Source organism: Algoriphagus terrigena DSM 22685 (genome assembly GCF_000429445.1).
Taxonomy (GTDB): domain Bacteria; phylum Bacteroidota; class Bacteroidia; order Cytophagales; family Cyclobacteriaceae; genus Algoriphagus; species Algoriphagus terrigena.
Genome location: NZ_AUBW01000010.1, coordinates 162,461 through 183,999 on the forward strand (window position 1 = coordinate 162,461; position 21,539 = coordinate 183,999).

Here is a 21,539-nt window from a genome sequence, read left to right on the forward strand (position 1 = left end):
ATTTGCGTCTATGTATCTGCCATTTTTTCCTTTGAAGCTCGTGGCTTTCCCTGGAGAGGAACTGAACCTGCATATCTTCGAACCAAGGTATAAGGAGCTTCTCTCGGACATCGAGCAAGGCGGGAGGTCATTTGGGATCTGCGTCTATCTGGACAAGCTGAGCAGCTTCGGGACAGAGGTCTTGCTTGAGAAAGTCAACAAGCGCTACGAGGACGGACGCCTCGATATTCAGACCCGCGGACTGAGATCTTTTAGAATTCTGAGTTTCGATAATCCGATGCAAGGGAAGTCGTATGCAGGCGGAACGATCTTCTACCTGAATGACGACCCAAAGATCTCAGAGTTTCTGCATCATGAGTTTGTCTTCTATTTAAAGGAGATGCTGCACCTTTTGAAATTCCAGGGAGAATTCAATCCAGAAACGGTCAACTCCTTCACTTTTACCCATAAACTGGGATTGAAACTAGAAGAAGAACTGGAACTGCTTCAAATCGAGTCCGAAAGCCAAAGGACCGAGTACCTGATCAAGCATTTCAAGCGAATGATTCCGGTGATCAAAGCAGTGGAACTAGCCAGGGAGAGAATCAAACTCAACGGGCATTTCAAACATCTGGATCCGCTTAATTTTTAAACCGAGTACGAGATCACTTTATCCCAAACTCTATCAACTCGAAGCGATTGCCCCAAGGATCTCTAAAAAAGCACCTGTCCCTTCCCTCAATCACAGAAGAAAAGGCAACCTCTATTCCCTGCTTGGCCAAAAATACCTTTGCCTTGGCCAGCTCCCCTACTTCAAAGGCCGGATGTCTTCCCGAAATCCCTCCTGCGACGTCCTCTTCCCTGACATGCAGCTCCGCATCACCCATGGCGAACCACAGCGCGCCATTGGGATGCTCACCAGCGATTTCTTTTAGCTTGAGTCTCTCTGCATAAAACTCTCTTGCGGCCTCCCTTGAACCGGGAGGAATGCAGATCAGCACGTGGTCTATTCGTCTAAAATCTATCACGGGAACATGGATTAAAGGTGATGGGTGCTCAAATCTAGATGACAATCTGCATCTTCCCAAGCGGTAATTCTTCCATAATATTTCTTGGCTTTTATGGTGTGTAGAATTTAGCCCCAGGCCATCTCTAAAAAAAATAATGCCCTAAAACACAAAAAGCAGACTGTTTCCAGTCTGTCATTGTGATCCCGTTGGGATTCGAACCCAGGACCCTCCCGATCAAAATCGGGATGCGCTACCAGCTGAGCTACAGCCCCGATTCTTGGATTAACGATTCGATATATAGCCTTGATTTCTTCTTCTTGATTTCCAGTTCCCGCTTCTTTGCCGCAGGCAGGTCTAACATTTCCTCTCGGTAAACGAGCGCCCAAGGAACTCCGGATGCGGTAAATTTGGAATGGCCAATGGAATGCTCATACAGCCTGCGGCCAAGATCTGTGCAGGCGCCAACATAATACTTGGTCAGCTTCGAGGAATGTAAAATGTATATCCAGGCTATCTCTAAAAAAAATAATGCCCTAAAATACAAAAAGCAGACTGTTTCCAGTCTGCCTTTGTGATCCCGCTGGGATTCGAACCCAGGACCCTCCCGATCAAAATCGGGATGCGCTACCAGCTGAGCTACAGCCCCGATTCTTGGATTAACGATTCGATATATAGCCTTGATTTCTTCTTCTTGATTTCCAGTTCCCGCTTCTTTGCCGCAGGCAGGTCTAACATTTCCTCTCGGTAAACGAGCGCCCAAGGAACTCCGGATGCGGTAAATTTGGAATGGCCAATGGAATGCTCATACAGCCTGCGGCCAAGATCTGTGCAGGCGCCAACATAATACTTGTTCAGCTTCGAGGAATGTAAAATGTATACCCAGGCCATCTCTAAAAAAATAATGCCCTAAAATACAAAAAGCAGACTGTTTCCAGTCTGCCTTTGTGATCCCGCTGGGATTCGAACCCAGGACCCATACATTAAAAGTGTATTGCTCTACCAGCTGAGCTACAGAATCAGATACTTTATGAAAACTTCTTTAAGCTTTCGCGATTGAACTCGAACTCAAGATCCTCCCGATCAAATCGGGATGCTCTACCAGCTGAGTTACAGAATCGGATACCTACAAATAAAAAGCGGAACGTGATTCCGCTTATAATGAGTGTGATCCTGTCAGGACTCGAACCTGAAACCTACTGCTTAGAAGGCAGTTGCTCTATCCGGTTGAGCTACAGGACCCGTTGACTATCTCTAGTCCAATAAAGTCGGGGTGGCAGGATTCGAACCTACGACCTCCACATCCCAAATGTGGCGCGATACCGGGCTACGCTACACCCCGAAACTTTTTAATAACTTTTTCAACCGACACGTTTGCCAATTGAGGGATTCGAAACTACGGCCTTCCCGATTCCTATCGGGACGAGATACCGGGCTACGCTACACCCCGAAACTTTCTACTATTTAACTCCTTGCGAGTTAATTTTGTGATCCCGCTGGGATTCGAACCCAGGACCCATACATTAAAAGTGTATTGCTCTACCAGCTGAGCTACAGAATCTACTATTTTATCAGAAAGCAACTTTTCGCTTTCGCCATGAACTCAAACCCAGAACCCTCCCGATCAAAATCGGGATGCTCTACCAGCTGAGCTACAGAATCTACTATTGTGAAAAGACTACTTTTAGCCTCGTTTTTCTACTTCTTAAATCTTCCAAATTGACTCTCTAGCCTTGCTTTTTGCCAGATCATTGCCGTAATTGGACTGCAAATTTATGACTCTGATTTCTAAATGCCAAGCCTCAAATCAATCTTTCTAGCAAAACTTTCTATATTTTTTCTCCTGTTTCTACAAAGTATTCATTGTCAGGCGAATGTACCGCAGCTTTTGGTAGCAGATTCTTTGTTTCAGCAGAGAAGCTATCAGGAAGCCATGGCGATTTACCAGACAAACTACCAATCGGGCATCTATTCCCCCTCGATGCTACTCAAAATGGCCTTCATCTCAGAAGGCATCGGAGACAAGGAAAATGCCACGCTCTACCTGAGCAAGTACTATGACCTAAGTCCCAATCCTCAGACTATCACCAAGATCAAAAGCCTGACAGGACAATCCGAATTGGTGGGATATGAGGTGAGCGACGGAATGAGATTTATCCTCTTCTTGGTAGAGTTCCGGGAAGTCATCGTAGGGGCACTGACCCTGATCCTGATCATTTCCCTGATCTTCCTTTGGTCCAAAGGTAACAAGCTCACCGAGGCCAGGTTTTATTGGCCTTCAGTAATACTGATTACCTTGATATTTGCGACCAACAACTTCCTCAAAGCCCAAAACGCAGCCTTGGTAACCAAGAGCCCTACACTGATCGTATCAGAGCCCAGCGCAGGCGGTGAGTTGATCGATCTGGTGGAGCCCGGACACCGGGTAAAAATCAAGGCTTCCAAGGACATCTGGTATGAAGTCGAGTGGAAAGAAAAAATCGCTTATATCCGAAAAGACAACGTCACCCGGTTGTAAAAATTCTCCGCCGAAGAATTGACGGCTGGGTCAGAGACGAAAAAGCCCTGAATTTTTGATGATTCAGGGCTTTTCGATTTACAACTTCTTGATGACTATGTTTCGGTAGTGAACCACGTCTCCATGATCCTGAAGGGCAATTTTCCCCTTCTTATATTTCCCAAAACCCGGCATGTCTTTAAACTTGCTGTCGGCAACGAGCGCCTCCCACTCGGGTGTCCACAGCGTGGTGGAAACCACCGTGACCCCGTTGAGGATCAAGTCCAGTTTACCTTGATTGACGATCACCTCAGCCTGATTCCATTCTCCGACAGGCTTCACGGTCTCTTGGCTACTTACGATCAAATCATACAAATCCCCAGCTCTGTGGCTGACAATTTTAGCGTCCGGGTGGCCGTCGTTGTCCAGCACCTGCATCTCAAGGCCTGTATTGTACGTGTTTTCAAATTCCGGAGATTCGTGCACCAGGAAGATGATCCCGCTGTTTCCGTTTGGAGAGATTTTCCATTCGGTTTTGAAGTGGAAGTTTTCAAATTCCTCATTGGTCACGATGTCCCCACCATCTCCGTCCTGCCAGGATTCTTTGTTGGCCGCGTCAAGATAGAGTTCTCCATTCTCAACCTTCCAGCCTTTACCCGCTTCTCCTCCGCCGTACTTAGACCAGCCGTTTAACGTCTGTCCATCGAAAAGCGGAATCCATTCCTCCATAGGCGCCGCGACAGCCACAGTGTCTTCAGTGGTGGTTTCTTCTGTTTTAGGGGCGGAGCAAGCCGCGAGAAGTCCCGCAGCCGCCAAGGTCGCCAAATAGCTCTTTTTCATAGTTTACTTTTTAAGAAGCAAGATGTAACGAACCATGTCTTTAGCATCTTCTTCGCTGAGAGCTGGATGTGGAGACATCATCACTTCACCCCAGACACCGGCACCGCCTGCTATTACTTTCTGAGCGAGCATGTTTACGTTTTCTTCTGTGTTTTCATACTTGGCAGCCACTTCAGCATAGGATGGGCCGATGATTTTCCGATCCACCATGTGGCAAGTCATACAGTCAGATCCTTTTACCTTTTCGACCCCCTTGATGTAAATAGGATCGTCCTTGTATTTGTCTTCCAGACTGATCTCCGGAGCAGGTGCCGCAGCTTCAGGAGCGGCTGTCTCAGTTACCGTTTCAGTGGCTTTCTCTCCACCGCCGCATGCAAAAGCAAGGCCTGCAACTATCCCGAATACTAAAATTTGTTTTTTCATTTGTTCGTTTCTAGGTTTTTTACTTTGTTTTTTATTTCAATTGAAGAATGTAAGCCACCATGGCTTTGGCGTCTTTTACAGAAAGACCTGCGTGAGGAGGCATTGCATAATCACCCCATACACCCGAGCCGCCTTCGATCACTTTGGCAGCAAGCTTGTCGATGTTTTCTGCGTTGTTCTCGTATTCCATTGCGATATCAATCAACGGCGGACCGATGATTTTCTCTTCCTTAGCGTGACAGGACGAACAATCAGATCCTTCCATTTTCGTAAATCCAACTTCGACGATTTCTTCTGGACTGTAATCGGTCTCTACCTCAGCGACAGGCTCAGGGGCTTTCTCAGCAGGGGGACTTGACGGAACCGGCGCTACGGCTTCAGTCGGCACCGAAGTAGTCTCAGAGGCTTTCTCACCACCTCCACAGGCTGTGCTTAGACCCAGCAGTGTTAATGCAAATAGGTTAATAGGTTTTGTGATTTTCATAGGTTTAAACTCATTATATACTATACTCAAAATATACTCAACTCAAATGCCCAAAATCTTTCGGTTGAATGCCTCGTCTGCGCCTGTGCCAGCGAAATCGTCAAAAGCTTTTTCAGTGACCCTGATAATGTGACTATCAATAAACGGCGCTCCCTCGGCGGCACCTTGCTCCGGATGCTTGATCGCGCATTCCCACTCCAAGACTGCCCATCCGCTGTAATTGTACTGCGAAAGTTTGCTAAATATTCCTGCAAAATCAACCTGCCCGTCTCCCAAAGATCTGAATCGGCCTGCGCGCTCGACCCAGCCCTGGTATCCGCCATACACTCCCTGCTTGCCGGTAGGGTTGAATTCGGCATCTTTCACATGGAACATCTTGATTCGCTCGTGATAGAAGTCAATGAACTGGAGGTAGTCCAAACACTGTAATACAAAGTGGCTTGGGTCGTACAGGATGTTGGCACGCTTGTGTCCGCCGACTTTGTCCAAGAACATCTCGAAAGTGATGCCATCGTGCAGGTCTTCGCCCGGATGCAGTTCATAACATACATCAACGCCGTAAGTATCGAATTCATTGAGGATAGGTAGCCATCTTTTTGCAAGTTCGCCAAATCCGGTATCAACCAATCCGGCAGGACGCTGTGGCCAAGGATATACAGTATGCCACATCAACGCGCCGGAAAACGTCGCGTGAGCTGTCAATCCAAGATTTGCAGAAGCCTTGGCCCCGTATTTCAATTGCTGGGTAGCCCACTCCGATTTTCCTTTCAGGTCGCCTTTTAAGTTTGCCGGAGCAAAGCCGTCGAACAGCTCGTTGTAGGCTGGATGCACCGCTACCAGCTGACCTTGGAGGTGGGTAGAAAGTTCGGTGATCTCCATCCCCGCATCAGCCACGATTCCTTTGATCTCGTCTGCATAAGTTTTGCTTTCGGCAGCTTTTTGCAAATCAATCATTCTCGCATCCCAGCTCGGAATCTGGATTCCTTTGTATCCCAAATCAGCCATGTACTGGCTGATGTTTTTCAGATTGTTGAACGGTGCTTTGTCATCGGCGAATTGCGCCAAAAAGATTGCAGGGCCTTTGATAGTTTTCATATGTTATTCATGTGGGTTTGAGTATGCAAAAATTATTTTTCTACGATAAAGGGAGTCCACTTCGTATCGGACTTAGTGCTGGCAAGAACGTGGTCGATGAAAGCCATCCCCCGTATGCCGTCTTCAATGCCTGGGTAATCTTCCCATTCCCATTTTGGAGTTTGTCCTGCTCGGTCGGCATAGATACAGCGGGCAAAATTGCGGTATAAGTTACCAAAAGCCTCCACGTATCCTTCTGGATGGCCTGCCGGAGTCCTGGTGTTTTCCTGCGCCAAAGATCCCAAATATCCCGTACCGGCTCTATAGACTCTCGCCGGCTCGCCTGGAAAACGGACAGTAAGGGAGTTATTTAACTCCTGCTCCCACTCCAGACCGCCTTTTTCTCCATAAACTCTCACCTTGAGATTGTTTTCGCAACCAGTATCCGTCTGAGAAGCCATCAATACGCCTGAAGCTCCGTTTTCGAAACGAAGCAAAACCACGCCGTCGTCATCGATCGGACGACCGTCGATCTTGATATATAAGTCTGCGCAGAGCTGGGACACTTTTTCACCAGTAATATATTCCGCCATGTGAAAAGCATGCGTGCCGATATCTCCCATACATCCAGCCAAGCCGTTTCGCGCGGGATCGGTACGCCACTCGGCTTGCTTGTTGTTTTCTGTCTCCAAAAGCTTGTAAAGCCACCCTTGTGGATACTCGACGTAGACTTTGCGCACCTTTCCGATCTCCCCGTCAGCAATCATCTGCCTCGCTTGCTTGATCATCGGGTAGCCCGAGTAAGTATGAGTGAGCAAAAAGCGTCTGTCTGAGCCCTTCACGGCATGATACAGGTCTTTTGCCTCCTTGTAATTCAGAGTCAGGGGCTTGTCGAGCGCCACGTGAAAGCCGTATTTCAAAGCCTTCACCGTCGGATCAAAATGAACATTATTTGGCGTCACGATGGCCACCACATCCATTCGCTCTCCCTCGGGCAGCAGGGATTCTTTCTCGTACATCTCGTCGTAAGAGCCATAGACTCTCGCAGGGTCGAGCATGAGCTCTTCACCGCGTTGTTTGGATTTGGCAGGATTGGAGCTGAATGCACCGCAAACCAGTTCGAACATTCCGTCCATCAGGGCACCATTCAGGTGAATCGCTCCGATAAAGGAACCCGGCCCTCCGCCGATGAGTCCGAGTTTCAATTTTTTAGCTGTTGACATCGGTCAATAGATTAGTTTATTAGGTTATTTGAGTTGAGAATTTTTATTCAAGATGGGAATTTCGGAGTTCCTGAGATTTCAGATTCTTTAATATGATCAGTTGTCACATCGGGTTATGAGCGGGCTTGAACAAAACTTTAAAGTCACTTTCTTAGGAATCTCAAAGGAGATGCTTAAAATACGGCAAAAAGCCCAATTTCTAAATTTCAGACAAGAATTTCCATTTTTAACCCCTCAAAAATCACCGATGAATTTCCCTACCAAGTTCCGTCTTTCTTTCATGATGTTTATGGAGTTTTTTGTCTGGGGATCGTGGTTTGTGACTTTGGGGACCTTTCTTGGAAACAACCTCCAGGCAAAAGATCAAGACATTTCTCTGGCTTTTGCGACCCAGTCCTTCGGGGCAATCATCGCTCCTTTTATCGTAGGATTGATCGCAGACCGCTATTTTCATGCGCAGCGGATCCTTGGAGTCATTCATCTGATGGGCGCCGGTTTGATGTATCTGCTTTATTCCGCCACCGACTTTGCAGGATTTTTCCCGTTTTTGCTCGGCTACATGATCCTATTTATGCCCACACTGGCCTTGGTCAATTCGATATCCTTCAACCAGATGACTGATCCCGCCAAGGAATTTTCGATCATCCGGGTATGGGGCACGATCGGCTGGGTGTCAGCGGGACTCTTGATCTCCTACCTGGCTTGGGACAGCGAATCCGGTCTTGCCGAAGGCTTGTTGAAAAACACCTGGATCATGGCTGGCCTTGTGTCCTTGTGTCTGGGCCTCTATAGTTTCACCTTGCCTGCCACTCCTCCCCGTGCCAAATCCAATGAGAAATTACAGCTTTCAGAGATCTTGGGATTTGACGCATTAGGACTTTTGAAAGACCGCAACTACGCCATCTTCTTTCTTTCCTCGGTGCTGATATGCATTCCTTTGGCCTTTTACTATCAAAACACGAGTCCGTTTTTGACTGAAATCGGTGTGAGAAACTCAACTGGAAAGATGGCACTTGGTCAAGTCTCCGAGGTGTTGTTTATGCTCGCTTTACCGATATTTTTCTATCGGTTTGGACTCAAAAAGACCCTAATCGTAGCCATGCTGGCATGGGCATTTCGTTATGTCTTTTTTGCGCTGGGAGATGCCGACAGTGGATTGTGGATGCTGATGATCGGCATTGTGCTTCACGGCGTTTGCTACGATTTCTTTTTTGTCAGCGGACAGATCTATACCGACTCCCATGCGGGCGAAAAATTCAAATCTTCGGCACAGGGTCTTTTCACTCTTGCCACCTATGGGGTCGGCATGCTCATCGGCTTTTGGGCCGCCGGGCAGATCTCTGATTACTACCTCGATGAGACCGGTCTCCACGCGTGGAAATCAATTTGGTTAATTCCTGCTGGCATTTCCATTTTGGTTTTACTATTTTTCATCTCTTTTTTCAAAGAAGAAAAAGTAAAGCCTCAACATTAAACCCCAATAACTATGAATTTTGACTCAAGCAGAAGGTCTTCCTTTAAGAAAATGATCTTAGGAGGAGCTGCAATGGGCACCATGTCTTCGTTCGACTGGAAAGACGGACAAGCGCCACTTCCACTCAAAGGCAATATCCATCACGGCGTCTGCGCCTGGACAATGCCTTCGCTTAGCCTAGACGAACTTTGCGTAGCGGTCAAGAAAATCGGCTTCAACGCAATTGACCTGGTCGGACCGAACGGCTGGGACACGCTCAAAACCCACGGAGTCGAATGCTCCATGTGCAACGGCGCCGAACTTGGAATCCCAAAGGGCTGGAACGATCCGCAATACCACGAACAACTGATCAAAAACTACACAGAAGTCATTCCTCAAGTGGCAAAGTATGGCTACAAAAACCTGATCTGCTTCTCCGGAAACCGAAACGGAATGGATGACGAAGTGGGGAAGAAAAACTGTGCCGAGGGCTTGAAAAAAATCATGCCCATCGCAGAAAAACACGGGGTAATCATCCAGATGGAACTGCTCAACAGTAAAGTCAATCACAAAGACTACATGTGCGACCTCTCTCCCTGGGGAGTAGAACTCTGCAAGCTGGTCGGCAGCGAAAACTTCAAATTACTCTTTGACATCTACCACATGCAGATCGATGAGGGAGATATCATTCGCAGCATCCAAACCAATCATCAGTACTTCGGACACTATCATACTGCCGGAAACCCCGGTCGAAACGAGCTGGATGAAAACCAGGAAATCAACTATCCAGCCGTGATGAAAGCAATCGTCGCTACCGGCTACCAAGGATATGTGTCTCATGAGTTTATCCCAAAATCAGACGACAAAATCGCTGCGCTGGCGCAGGCCGTGCAGGTTTGCGACGTCTAACTAATTAAACCAAAATACCCATACTTATGGCAAATGAAGCGTTTGACGCAATAGTCGTTGGGTCAGGAATCAGTGGCGGATGGGCCGCCAAAGAACTGACAGAGAAGGGACTAAAAGTATTGCTCCTGGAACGTGGCCCAATGGTCGAGCACGTAAAAGATTACAAATCTGCTACTTTGGCGCCATGGGAAATTCCCCACCGAGGCCGCAGAACTCAAGAACAGATTGACAATCACCCAAACCTAAAGAGGGATTACGTCCTCAATGAGCTTAATCTTGACTGGTGGGCTCATGAAAGTGACTCTCCTTACGTGGAAGACAAACCTTTCACTTGGTTTAGAGGGTATCAGGTTGGCGGTAGATCGCTGCTTTGGGGAAGACAGTCCTACCGCTGGGCAAATGTGGACTTTGAAGCCAACGCCAAAGACGGAATAGCCACAGACTGGCCGATCCGATACAATGACATTGCGCCTTGGTACAGCTATGTAGAGAAATTCATCGGGGTATCCGGCTCCAAAGACGGACTGCCGATTCTTCCCGACGGAGAATTCCAACCGCCGATGCCGATGAACTGCGTGGAAACCGACGCCGCCGCAAAAATCAAAGAACATTATAAAGGAGCAAGGACCTGGACCATTGGCCGACCAGCCAATATCACCCAGCCTTTGCCCGGCCGCCCTGGCTGCCAGTACAGAAATAAATGCTCGCTGGGCTGTCCTTTTGGAGGATACTTCAGCACCCAGGCGTCTACTTTGCCAGCCGCTCAAGCTACGGGCAATCTGACTCTCCGTCCTTGGTCAATCGTGCGTCGCCTGATCTATGACAAAGACACGCAAAAGGCGACCGGCGTAGAAGTATTGGATGCCGAGACCAATCAGACCGTGGTGTATGACTCGAAGATTGTCTTCCTCTGCGCATCCGCCTTCAACTCCACCGCGATATTGATGAGAACCGCCACCGACATCTGGCCGGGCGGTTTGGGCTCTACCTCAGGCGAGTTGGGTCACAACGTGATGGATCACCATTTCAGATTGGGCGCTAACGGAACGATGGAAGGATACGAGGACAAATATTACTTTGGCAGAAGACCTACCGGGCTATACATTCCACGATTCAGAAACCTCAACGGAGAGAAGCGCGACTATATCCGGGGCTTTGGATATCAGGGAGCGGCCAGCCGAAGCGGATGGAGCAGAGATGTGGCTGAGCTTGGTTTTGGTGCACCGATGAAGGATGCACTGACCGAACCGGGACCTTGGGGCGCTGGATTCACTGCTTTTGGCGAGATCCTTCCTTACCACGAAAACACCATCAAATTCTCCGATACAGTGAAAGACAAATGGGGAATGGAAGCGTTGGTCATGAATGCTGAGATCAAAGACAACGAACTCAAGATGCGTAAGGACATGATGGCAGATGCTGCAGAGATGCTAGAAGTGGCCGGATTTAAGAACATCAACACCTATGACGCGGGATATACCTTCGGACAAGGCATCCATGAAATGGGCACCGCACGGATGGGCCGGGATCCAAAAACCTCCGTCCTCAATGGCAACAACCAGGTATGGGATGCTAAGAACGTGTTTGTGACGGACGGTGCCTGTATGACTTCGGCAGCCGCACAAAACCCGTCGCTGACGTACATGGCGCTGACTGCAAGAGCGGCAGCTTTCGCAGTGGATGAACTGAAAAAGATGAACCTCTAATCTGACAACGACATGACTGTAATGAATAGAAGAGACGCCTTGAAAAGCGTCGTCCTGATGATGGGAGGTACAATGATCGGTGCCACTGCCCTTCTCACGGGTTGCTCCCCCGAGCGACAGCTCAAAGACCTGAATTTCACGCCAGAGGACCTTGCTTTCTTGGACGAGATCGGCGAGACCATTATACCGACTACAGATACCCCAGGTGCTAAGGCCACCAAGATCGGCGAGTTCATGATCATGATGGTCAAAGAATGCTACGATGCCGACCAGCAAAAGGCCTTTATAGACGGCCTGAATTCGTTGAGCAAAGACTTCAAAGCCGAAAAAGGCACGGACTTCATGGAAGCCAGCGCGGAGGACCGCCTTGCTTTCCTGAACTCGATGCAGGAGAAATTCAAAGCCAGCGGAGACTCTAGAGAACCGATTGTGATCAACATGCTTCGTGACCTGACTGTCTTGGGGTATTTCACTTCCGAAATCGGAGCTACACAAGCGCTGCGATTCATGGAAGCTCCAGGACGCTACGACGCCTGCATCGATTACAAGAAAGGCGACAAAGCCTGGGCGACCTAATCCGCACATTAATCAAACTCAGCCTGCTTCCTCGGAGGCAGGCTTTTTTATTCTCTCTATTATGAAAAACCAACGAAGAAAATTCATTCAAATGAGCACCATGCTGGGCATGGGGGCGGCGTTCATGCCGTTGCAGTTTTGCGCAGCTCCAAAGAAAGAGGAGGAAGTAGTCGCAGAAGCAGTCGCGACGAAGTCGAAACTCAGCAACTTTGGCATCCAACTATATTCTGTCAAAGAAGATATGGGAGCAGATGCCCAGGCGACGATTCGCGCTCTGGGAGGCTACGGGTATAAGCAACTAGAAGGCTTCGACGGCGGCAAAGGAATCCTCTGGGGCATGCAGCCTGCGGAATTCAAGACGTTGATGACCGAAAGCGGTACCACCATGGTCGCTTCTCACGCCAACGTATTCGAAAACCTGGACGCACAGGCGGCCCAAGCTGCGGAAGTCGGGATGAAATACCTGATCTGCCCGTGGATCGGGCCGCAGAAATCACTGGACGACTACAAGAAAAAAGCGGATGAGTTTAACCAAATCGGGCAAAAGCTGAAGTCGCACGGAATCCGATTTGCCTATCACAACCACGATTACAGCTTTATTCCCCAAGAGGGAGCGATGGGCCAGGATATCCTGATGGACAATACCGATCCCGCTTTGGTGGACTTCGAGATGGACATCTACTGGGTGCATGTGGCAGGGATAAATCCAGCTGAATATTTGGCTAAATATCCCGGCAGGTTCAGACTATGTCACCTCAAAGATGCCGAGGCGGGAACCGGTGATCCGCATCAAAGAGGTGTCCTGCTGGGCGCGGGTGAGATCCCTTATGCGGATCTGATCAAGCAGTCAATGGGCTTGGGAATGGAGTATTTCATCGTGGAGCAGGAGCGGTTCCCATCCGGAACTCCGATGGAAGCAGCCGCGGCTAACGCTACCTACCTCGCCGCATTGGAGTACTAATATTGTCCTTGGCTGTTTTCTGGCTTTCTGAACAAAAGCAGAGCTATCGCCAACATCAAAATGATCAGCAAAGCCACCTCAAACTGCGCCCAAACTTGGGATCGGTTCACCAGGATTTTGGCTTTGCTGATTAATTTTTCACCTTCTTCCATCTGTATTTTGCTTAGATTCTGCAGATCCTGATGGGCTTGGGAGATCTTCTCGTCGTAGGTTTTTACCTGTTTAAGATTTACGCCTGAGGAGTCTGAGAACAGCAAATCATAGCTTTTGATCGTCAGATCCTGCTCGATTATCTTCCTAAAATCTGCAAGATATACCGCCTCCTGATCAGTCAATTTGGTCTTTTCAAAGTCCTCCACAATCGCCAAGATCGCATCTTCATGAGTGGTGATCTCGTTGATCACTTTGGAATAGTCGTAGTCGATGTTGCAGTGATCGATGAGTTTTTGGATCTGGATCAGATTCTCAGAAATCTGAAAAATATACCCTTCCACTACCAATCTGTCATTGTAAACTTCAGTAAATGTGCTGCTGATACTTGTGAAAGACCGTCTTTCGAGATGATTCTTGCGATACATCACCAACAACAAAATTCCGATCACGATCAAGGCCAGCAAGCTACTTTTGGAGATGTTCTTTTTCATAAGTTGAGAGGAGGTTCAAAAATCATCAACACTTAAAAACCACGGGAGACTGAAGAATTTACCTATTCTGAGAGGAATCAAGGCTTGCGATCATACACTCTCACATAGTCGACTTCCATCCTTTGCGGCCAAATCTTGGGATCTACTCCCTCTACGCCGCCCCAGTTTCCACCCACTGCAATATTCAGAATCAAGTGAAACGGTTGGTCAAAAGGCCAATCTTTGTAGTCATTGCCAGTATTTTCGAAGGTGAAGTACTTCGTCCCGTCGATGAAGAAATCGATCTTTTCAGCAGTCCAGTCAATCGCGTAGGTATGGAATTCTTCGGAGAAATCTGAGACCATTTTTTGTCCGCCTTTTTGGGTTCCGATGGTGTGGTTGAACGCCTCCGTGTGAACCGTCCCGTGTACTTTGCCGGGGTCGTAGCCCACATGCTCCATGATGTCGATCTCCCCATTTTTTGGCCAGCCGCCATACCGGCTTTCCTCCGGCAGCATCCAGATCGCAGGCCAAGTACCCACTCCCTCCGGCAGTTTTGCCTTGATTTCGATATAGCCATATTGCCAAAAACCCTTCCCTTTGGTCACCAGTCTTGCCGAGGTGTAGCCTTTGGGACGGGACGGATCCGCGTGGGCTTCGATGATCAAGATGCCGTCTTCGACTCTGGCATTTTTCAGGTCGGCTTTGGAGTAATACTCCAACTCGTTGTTGCCCCAGCCGTGGTCTCCCACGTCGTAGTCCCACTTTGTCGGATCAGGCAGTCCAGCAGTCTCAAATTCGTCGGACCAAATCAGTTTCGTTTTCGAAGGATCTTGTGCAATGCAAGAGCTACCCAGGAGATGGGCAAATAGGATGATCAGGATTTTTTTCATGACTATTTTCGGGTTTCGGAAAATACAAAACTTTCCCAAAATCACAGAGTTAGATCAAGGAGAAGACGCAAATAGCCTGAAAAGAGCGCTTTCGGACTCATTCAAAAATGGTAATTTAGCAGAGACTATAAACCCAACATCATGGCCTACTACGTAAGACTCGGACAGATCCCTCCCAAAAGACACACTCAGTTTCGCCAACCCGACGGCAGCTTGTACAAAGAAGAACTGGTCAGCTCCAAGGGCTTCTCCGGGATCTATTCTAACCTGTACCACATCCACAATCCCAACGAAGTCAAATCCATCGGCAACCCGATACCGTATAGCTGGCAGACCGCTAAAGAACATGGGCTAAACCAAACCCATCTCAAAACCTCGGGAGTTGAAGTGACCGGCGAGGACTATCTCAGCGCCCGCCGGATGCTCATGATCAATAATGATGTGATGATGGGCATATGCGCTCCGCGAAAGCGTAAGATGGACTATTACTTCAAGAATGCTGACGGAGATGAGATCATCTACATTCACGATGGAGAAGGCATACTTTTCTCCCAATTTGGCAAGCTCGAGGTGAAAAAAGGAGACTATGTGGTCATCCCAAGAACCACGATCTACCGGTTTGAATTTTCAGAAAAAGGTCCTTTACGACTGCTAGTGATCGAATCTCATGGCCCAATCGAAACCGTGAAACGGTATCGAAATGAAGTCGGGCAGCTGTTGGAGCACTCGCCGTACTGCGAACGTGACATCCGGCCTCCACACGAGCTACACATCGAGACTGACAAAAAAGACTACCTCGTCCAGATCAAGAAACAGGGCTTTCTTCACCAATACACCTACGGTCACAGTCCTCTGGACATCGTCGGATGGGATGGCTACCTCTATCCTTATGCGCTTTCCATCCATGATTTTGAGCCGATCACCGGCAGGATTCATCAGCCGCCTCCGGTTCACCAGACCTTTCAGGCTTGGGGATTTGTGATTTGCTCTTTTGTCCCAAGGCTGTTTGACTATCACCCCCTGTCCATCCCGGCGCCATACAACCACTCCAACATCGACTCGGATGAAGTGCTTTACTATGCCGAGGGGGAATTTATGAGCAGAAAAGGGATTGATCGAGGTTCGTTTACCATACACATGGGTGGCTTGCCCCACGGACCTCATCCAGGTACGGTAGAAAAATCAATCGGGGCCAAAGAAACCCACGAATATGCCGTAATGCTGGACACACATCGGCCTTTGTCTATCACGACAGATGCGCTGGAGTTTGTGGACAAAGGTTACCCAATGAGCTGGACCGAACATTGAGTCTTATCCAAAAAAAAGGCTGCCTCTTGAGTGGGGCAGCCTTTTTTTTGATTTGGGGCAACGCTCGGCTTACTTGTGATCTACTATTTCAAAAATAGGATCACCGTCCGCCGCGTTCGGATATTTCATCTTTAACAAAGCCGAAACTGTCGGAGCGATGTCTGTGATGGAGGCCTTTCTTGAGCTGGAGCCGTGAGGCACTCCCCATCCAAAAAATAGAATCGGCACATTGGTGTCGTAGTTGTAAGGCGAACCATGAGTGGTTCCTCTCGCTCCACTTACCATCCAGCCCGGTTCAAATACCAGCAAAAGATCACCGGAAGATTTGTGGTTGTAGCCCATCTGAAGCAAGTGGGCCCGACCATAGGTATATTGTTTTGTCCTCATGTCCTCGGCGGTATACACTTCCATGATTCCGTTAAACCGCAGCATCCAGCTCGCCAAATCCCGCTGCAGGGCTTCGAAATCGACCTTTTTCTCATCGGCTACAGCCCGGTTCAAAAAGACCTGATCGCCGGTGTATTTCAAGATCCATTCGCCCTCACCATACTTTGCATTGCAGTAGCCGGTGATCTGACCAAGTATGTAGTTCGTGTTTAGGTTTCCGGCGGGGACGTTTTGACTGACCATGTAAGCGGCGTTGTCGGCCACTGCGTGATCTGCCGAGAGGAACACCAAGTATTGTCCTTTGCCATAGGTCTCGTCGAGGTAGCTGAACATCCTTTCAAACTCTCTATCCAGACGCAGGTAGTTATCCTCTAGCTCCACGGAAGTCGGCCCGAATCTGTGACCAATGTAATCGGGTGAGGAAAAGCTGACGGCAAGGAAATCTGTGACTTCTCCTTGGCCCAATTTTTCCCCTTCAATGGCGGCGATAGCAAAATCAAGTGTCATGCTGTTCCCAAAGGGTGTGGAAGCGATCAACCCATAGCCGCCGTTTTGAGCTTTGAGCGAGTCCAGATTGTAGGGAAATGTCGGGGTTGCCTTTCCGGCTACAAGACCTTCAAATTCGTTGTTGTCGGCGATGCTGTTGACATAGGTATCTATTGGAAACAGCGTCTCCCAAGTCTTCGACAGATAGGAATCAGGCACTTTTTTGGCGTTGAACGCGGTCACCCAATCAGGAAGTGTGTCATGGTAATAGGTCGATGTCATGAAATCCCCGTTGACGTCGTCATACCAATATGCATCTCCGGTATGACCTGCTGGAAGACTGGCCCCGCGGTCCTTGATTGCTATTCCCACTACTTTGGAACGTTTGCCGGTTGAGAATCTCAGCTCGTCGGTGACTGTGGTGGTCAGTAGATTTCTCGGGCTGATGTTGCCGTTTTCTGGAGAGCCGCCTACGTTGGTCACCGTGCTGTCCTCGGCGCAATAGACGTATTTGTTCAATTTTCTGGAATACCAGGAGTTGCTGATGATCCCGTGGGTGGCAGGGGTAGTTCCAGTATAGACAGATGCGTGACCAGGACCGGTGACAGTCGGAGCATAATTGTAATGCCCGTTTGTCATCATGTAGCCTTCATTCATCATCCGTTTGAAACCGCCTTCTGAGAATCTGTCGGCAAAACGGTATAGGTATTCCTGTCGCATCTGATCGACAATAATGCCGACAACTAATTTTGGTTTCTCGGGTTGTGATTGAGCCAGAGCGGCAAATTGAGCTCCGAAGGCCACGATTACCAATGCCAGTAATTTTCGCATAACGTCCAGTTTATTTTTTTAAAGAGCTAAAGATAGACCCCCAGCAACAAATTCGCACCCTTTGAAATCTAAAAAACAGAACATCCCGGCTACCAAACCTCCGAGGACGAAGTTCCTTTCCAAGATCAGCAAACATTCTGAATTTCAAACAATTGTATACGGCTCAAATCCAACTTTCTAAATACCCACAAAGATCCGAACCAATATCTCCTGCCATTCATCCCAATTTTCCAATTCTTTTCTAGCTTTAACCAATGCAAAAATTGACCTCCCACCGACTTGTCAGCCTCCTTATCATCGGAATCGGCCTTTTTTCCACTATTCAATCCAGTTTGGCTCAGGGAGCTTACATCCCATACGACCGGGAATATTACCACAAAGTCGGCCGGTACGAGATACTCCAGGGTCGAAACAACCCCTTTTTCAACAGTGGATATAAGCCCTATCGGCGAGACATTCTGGCCAAATATCTGGACAGTTTGGCGGAAAATCCGGCCGTAGTCCAATCCAAAGCAGACCAGTTCAACCTCAATTATTTGAGTCAGGACAGCTGGGAGTTTTCTGAAAGGGAAATCCCCGGTTCCAAAAAGCCTTTTCTGAAATCGCTCTATAAGCAACCTGCGGATTTTGCCGCCTATGAGGGAGAGGACTTTGGCATCCACGTCAGCCCTGTGATCTATCTGAGCGGAGGCACTGAGACAGACAATGAGCGCAACCCGGCCCGATTGGCCAGAGGATTGGTCGTGAGAGGCTCTGTGGACAAAAAGGTCGGTTTTTACACGTATTTAACAACCTCTGAAGTGTACTTTCCGAGCTGGGTCAAAAGCTACGCTGAGCATAACGGCGCGGTGCCGGGCGAAGGATTTTGGAAGGAATATAACAGCGACGGCTACAGCTATTTCTCCGCGCTCGGCCATGTGTCTTTTCAAATCACCAAACACATCGAGATCCAAGTGGGGCACGATCGGAATTTCGCAGGCGAAGGATACCGCTCGTTTGAGATCTCCGACTTTTCCAATCCCTACATGTTTGTCAAGTTCAACACCAAAGTCTGGAAGTTTCAGCTGACCAACCTCTGGACTCAGATGACGGCAGATGTGTTTTACGACCGAGGAAGACCGACGGACGGACGGTATCCGCAGAAATATTTCGCCTACAACCGCTTGGGATTCAATGTCGGGAAAAACCTGAATCTGGGATTTTTCTCCTCAATCATGACCGACAAGATCAACTTCAACTACTTCAACCCGTTCATCTTCCTCCGCTGGGTGGAGCAGCAGCAGGGCACGCCGGACAAGGTCATGCTGGGTCTGGATGCGAAATGGATATTCACACCAGGCATGGAACTCTACGGACAATTTGCGCTGGATGAGTTTGTCTTTGATGAATTTTTTGAAATCAGCGGAGACGGATCCAAGCGCAACAAATACGGCGCGCAGCTGGGCTACAAGTACATCAATGTGCTGGGGGCAAAAAACCTGGATTTCCAGCTGGAATGGAATCAAGCCCGACCGTATACCTTTCAGGAAAAAGTGGACTACCAGTCGTACTCCAACTGGCGAACTCCGCTTACGCATCCGAGAGGTGCCAATTTCAGGGAATTTGTCAGCATTATACGCTATCAGCCGCTGCCCCGGCTGGACCTGAACCTGACCGGACTTTACCAATACTTCGGAGCGGATGAAAACGCCGACATCAACTGGGGCGGAGATGTGCTCAAAAACCGACTGGAAAACAGCCCGACTGGACTCTACGATAACTACATCGGGCAGGGGATCGAAAACACGGTCGTCCAGACCAACTTCACGGCTTCGTATATGCTCAAGCACAACTTCTTTGTAGATGCTTCTCATACGTTCCGAAGGAGAACGGCCCAAGATCTCGACGCTCCGGTGAGCAGCAACTACCTGCAGCTGGCCTTCCGCTGGAACTTCATCCGGCCGGATTTCAACTATTGACAAAAACCCGCGCAGTCAATTTTGCGTACCTTGGAGCTTGATTCCACCGATTTCTTTTGATGAAAACCTACCTGCGAATCCTGTCCTATGCGCGCCCTTTTGGCAGATTCGTCCCCATTTATATCTTTTACACGTTCTTTTCCATTCTCTTTGGCCTGATCAATTTTACGCTGCTCAAGCCACTGTTTGATGTGATTTTTGAGCAGGTGGCGCCGGCGTCACTCGAGCAATACCGGGCACTTCCGGCGTTTTCCTTCTCGATAGAGTATTTCACGGGGTTATTCAATCATTTCTTCCTGACCGTTCAGGATGACTATGGCAAGATGGGAACACTCGTCTTCGTCTGTATCATCATTGTGATTTCGGTGTTCCTGTCTAACCTGTTCACGTATCTGTCGGGAGTGGTCTTGGCAAAAGTCCGCGCCACTGTCATCAAAGGCATGCGGATGGACATTTTCGAAAAAGTCGGATCACTTCACATCGGCTACTTTTCCAACGAGCGCAAAGGCGACCTCATGTCCAAGATGACCAACGACGTGCAGGAAGTCGAAAATACGATCGTACAGTCGCTGCGGGTGGTTTTCAGAGAACCGCTGACGATCATACTCTATTTCGGCGTGCTGTTTTTCATGTCGGTCAAGTTGACTTTGTTCACGATCCTGATTATCCCCATCTCGGGAGCGATCATCGGAGGAATCACCCGGAGGCTGAAAAAACGGGCAGTGCAAAGCCAAGAATCCCTCGGGCGGATCGTCAATATTCTGGACGAAACCCTGGGCGGTATGCGGGTCATCAAGGCCTTCAACGCAGAGCGCTTTATCAGCAAAAAGTTTGATCACGAGACGGACTACTACTCACATGTCAATGTCAGTATGGCGAGAAAAAATGAGCTGGCGTCGCCTATTTCGCAATTTCTTGGCGTAAGTGTGGTAGCCGGAATCCTGGTTTACGGCGGTAGCCTGGTGCTCAGTGGAGCGTCGGACCTTGGAGCTTCGGACTTCATCACCTACATCATCATCTTCACTCAAGTACTCAACCCAGCCAAGGAAATCTCCCGGGCAGTATCCAGCATTCAGCGGGGAATTGCCTCTGCTGAGCGGATCTTTGAAGTAGTAAACACCAAAAGTGAAATCGTCGCCCCGGAAAACCCTACTCCCGTCACAGGTTTTCGGGAGTCCATCGAGTTCAAGGACCTATCTTTTGCCTACGAAGAAAAACTCGTCCTGCGAAATATAAATTTCAAGCTGCAGAGAGGAAAAACGATCGCACTGGTTGGCCCCTCGGGAGGAGGAAAGTCCACCTTGGCGGACTTGGTTCCAAGATTCTACGATCCCAGTGCCGGTGCAATCCAGCTGGATGGAACGGACATTCGGGATTTCTCCCCATCCGACTTTAGGAGTCTGATGGGGATCGTGACCCAAGAATCGATCCTCTTTAACGACACTGTATTCAACAACATCGCCTTCGGAATCGAAGATGCAACGGAGACTCAGGTCATCGAAGCTGCCAAGATCGCCAATGCACACGGCTTCATTTCCTCCTTGGAAAACGGGTACCAAACCTCCATCGGCGAGCGGGGTTCCAAGCTTTCCGGAGGGCAAAGACAGCGAATCAGCATTGCAAGAGCCGTATTGAAAAACCCTCCGATCCTGATCTTGGATGAAGCCACCTCCGCCTTGGACTCGGAATCTGAGCTTTTGGTCCAGGAAGCCCTGACCAAACTCATGACCAACCGCACCACGTTGGTGATTGCCCACCGACTGAGTACAATTCAGCATGCGGATGAAATCTTGGTCATTGAGCAAGGGCAGATCGTCCAGCGCGGCTCCCACGCCGAGTTGATGTCCAGAGACGGACTTTACCAGAAACTGTCGAGTATTCAGTCCGTTTGATTAAATTAGAATTCATAAATTGACTAATC

At 48.8% G+C, this 21,539-nt stretch carries 21 protein-coding genes and 4 tRNA genes; 10 read left to right on the top strand and 15 right to left on the bottom strand.

Translation table 11 applies throughout. From position 1 onward, the window contains the following. Positions 1–10 precede the first annotated feature (10 nt). A complete protein-coding gene (locus G459_RS0110925; RefSeq protein ID WP_026967694.1) occupies positions 11–631 on the top strand; it encodes an LON peptidase substrate-binding domain-containing protein in 621 nt (206 codons plus the stop codon). Positions 632–644: 13 nt separating this feature from the next. Here G459_RS0110925 and G459_RS0110930 read toward each other — a convergent pair whose 3' ends face one another. The 7 genes from G459_RS0110930 to G459_RS0110960 all read right to left on the bottom strand — a co-directional run bounded on the left by G459_RS0110930 (position 645) and on the right by G459_RS0110960 (position 2,547). After that, complete coding sequence (locus G459_RS0110930; protein WP_026967695.1) at positions 645–1,007, bottom strand: VOC family protein; 363 nt, start codon at positions 1,005–1,007, stop codon at positions 645–647. 244 nt (positions 1,008–1,251) lie between these two features. Further along, the gene (locus G459_RS27250) at positions 1,252–1,533 is read right to left on the bottom strand and encodes a GIY-YIG nuclease family protein (protein WP_051315175.1); all 282 of its coding nucleotides are present in this window, start codon (positions 1,531–1,533) and stop codon (positions 1,252–1,254) included. A gap of 92 nt (positions 1,534–1,625) precedes the next feature. Beyond that, positions 1,626–1,877, bottom strand: a complete 252-nt coding sequence (locus G459_RS29420) for a GIY-YIG nuclease family protein (protein ID WP_026967697.1) — start codon at positions 1,875–1,877, stop codon at positions 1,626–1,628. A 57-nt stretch (positions 1,878–1,934) separates the two neighbouring features. Then, a tRNA-Lys gene (locus tag G459_RS0110945) sits at positions 1,935–2,007 on the bottom strand. A 147-nt stretch (positions 2,008–2,154) separates the two neighbouring features. Continuing rightward, positions 2,155–2,228: transfer RNA gene (locus tag G459_RS0110950), tRNA-Arg, on the bottom strand. 26 nt (positions 2,229–2,254) lie between these two features. After that, positions 2,255–2,328: transfer RNA gene (locus G459_RS0110955), tRNA-Pro, on the bottom strand. Positions 2,329–2,474: 146 nt separating this feature from the next. Then, positions 2,475–2,547: transfer RNA gene (locus G459_RS0110960), tRNA-Lys, on the bottom strand. 342 nt (positions 2,548–2,889) lie between these two features. Between G459_RS0110960 and G459_RS0110970 the strand changes: the two genes are divergently transcribed. Beyond that, positions 2,890–3,504, top strand: a complete 615-nt coding sequence (locus tag G459_RS0110970) for an SH3 domain-containing protein (protein ID WP_245588163.1) — start codon at positions 2,890–2,892, stop codon at positions 3,502–3,504. A 78-nt stretch (positions 3,505–3,582) separates the two neighbouring features. On the opposite strand, the gene G459_RS0110975 is transcribed toward G459_RS0110970, so the two are convergent. Genes G459_RS0110975 through G459_RS0110995 form a run of 5 tightly spaced genes read right to left on the bottom strand, consistent with a single transcriptional unit; the run spans position 3,583 to position 7,527 of the window. Further along, a complete protein-coding gene (locus G459_RS0110975) occupies positions 3,583–4,323 on the bottom strand; it encodes a 3-keto-disaccharide hydrolase (protein ID WP_026967699.1) in 741 nt (246 codons plus the stop codon). 3 nt (positions 4,324–4,326) lie between these two features. Beyond that, positions 4,327–4,746 (bottom strand): c-type cytochrome, encoded by a 420-nt coding sequence (locus G459_RS0110980; protein WP_026967700.1) that lies wholly within the window; start codon positions 4,744–4,746, stop codon positions 4,327–4,329. A gap of 31 nt (positions 4,747–4,777) precedes the next feature. Further along, complete coding sequence (locus G459_RS27255; RefSeq protein ID WP_035455665.1) at positions 4,778–5,230, bottom strand: c-type cytochrome; 453 nt, start codon at positions 5,228–5,230, stop codon at positions 4,778–4,780. Between the two features lie 42 nt (positions 5,231–5,272). After that, a complete protein-coding gene (locus G459_RS0110990) occupies positions 5,273–6,325 on the bottom strand; it encodes a sugar phosphate isomerase/epimerase family protein (protein WP_026967701.1) in 1,053 nt (350 codons plus the stop codon). A gap of 32 nt (positions 6,326–6,357) precedes the next feature. Continuing rightward, entirely contained in the window at positions 6,358–7,527 is a 1,170-nt protein-coding gene (locus tag G459_RS0110995; protein WP_026967702.1) for a Gfo/Idh/MocA family protein, read from the bottom strand. 247 nt (positions 7,528–7,774) lie between these two features. Between G459_RS0110995 and G459_RS0111000 the strand changes: the two genes are divergently transcribed. The 5 genes from G459_RS0111000 to G459_RS0111020 all read left to right on the top strand — a co-directional run bounded on the left by G459_RS0111000 (position 7,775) and on the right by G459_RS0111020 (position 13,132). Continuing rightward, the gene (locus G459_RS0111000) at positions 7,775–9,001 is read left to right on the top strand and encodes a nucleoside permease (protein WP_026967703.1); all 1,227 of its coding nucleotides are present in this window, start codon (positions 7,775–7,777) and stop codon (positions 8,999–9,001) included. Positions 9,002–9,013: 12 nt separating this feature from the next. After that, entirely contained in the window at positions 9,014–9,889 is an 876-nt protein-coding gene (locus tag G459_RS0111005) for a hydroxypyruvate isomerase family protein (protein WP_026967704.1), read from the top strand. 26 nt (positions 9,890–9,915) lie between these two features. Next, entirely contained in the window at positions 9,916–11,595 is a 1,680-nt protein-coding gene (locus G459_RS0111010; protein WP_026967705.1) for a GMC oxidoreductase, read from the top strand. A gap of 21 nt (positions 11,596–11,616) precedes the next feature. Beyond that, entirely contained in the window at positions 11,617–12,171 is a 555-nt protein-coding gene (locus G459_RS0111015) for a gluconate 2-dehydrogenase subunit 3 family protein (RefSeq protein ID WP_026967706.1), read from the top strand. Positions 12,172–12,232: 61 nt separating this feature from the next. Beyond that, complete coding sequence (locus tag G459_RS0111020; protein ID WP_026967707.1) at positions 12,233–13,132, top strand: sugar phosphate isomerase/epimerase family protein; 900 nt, start codon at positions 12,233–12,235, stop codon at positions 13,130–13,132. On the opposite strand, the gene G459_RS0111025 is transcribed toward G459_RS0111020, so the two are convergent. After that, a complete protein-coding gene (locus G459_RS0111025; protein ID WP_035455667.1) occupies positions 13,129–13,776 on the bottom strand; it encodes an MCP four helix bundle domain-containing protein in 648 nt (215 codons plus the stop codon). The genes G459_RS0111020 and G459_RS0111025 overlap by 4 nt on opposite strands. Positions 13,777–13,853: 77 nt before the next feature. Beyond that, positions 13,854–14,648, bottom strand: a complete 795-nt coding sequence (locus tag G459_RS0111030; RefSeq protein ID WP_026967709.1) for a glycoside hydrolase family 16 protein — start codon at positions 14,646–14,648, stop codon at positions 13,854–13,856. 141 nt (positions 14,649–14,789) lie between these two features. Between G459_RS0111030 and G459_RS0111040 the strand changes: the two genes are divergently transcribed. Further along, positions 14,790–15,956, top strand: coding sequence for a homogentisate 1,2-dioxygenase (locus tag G459_RS0111040; RefSeq protein WP_026967710.1), 1,167 nt, complete (start codon positions 14,790–14,792; stop codon positions 15,954–15,956). A 69-nt stretch (positions 15,957–16,025) separates the two neighbouring features. Here G459_RS0111040 and pafA read toward each other — a convergent pair whose 3' ends face one another. Beyond that, positions 16,026–17,660, bottom strand: a complete 1,635-nt coding sequence (gene pafA / locus G459_RS0111045; RefSeq protein ID WP_026967711.1) for an alkaline phosphatase PafA — start codon at positions 17,658–17,660, stop codon at positions 16,026–16,028. A 254-nt stretch (positions 17,661–17,914) separates the two neighbouring features. On the opposite strand from pafA, the gene G459_RS0111050 reads away from it, so the two are divergent. Beyond that, complete coding sequence (locus G459_RS0111050) at positions 17,915–19,618, top strand: hypothetical protein (RefSeq protein ID WP_026967712.1); 1,704 nt, start codon at positions 17,915–17,917, stop codon at positions 19,616–19,618. A 59-nt stretch (positions 19,619–19,677) separates the two neighbouring features. Then, positions 19,678–21,510 carry an ABC transporter ATP-binding protein gene (locus G459_RS0111055; RefSeq protein ID WP_026967713.1) on the top strand — a complete coding sequence of 611 codons (1,833 nt, stop codon included), beginning with the start codon at positions 19,678–19,680 and terminating at the stop codon, positions 21,508–21,510. Positions 21,511–21,539 lie beyond the last annotated feature (29 nt).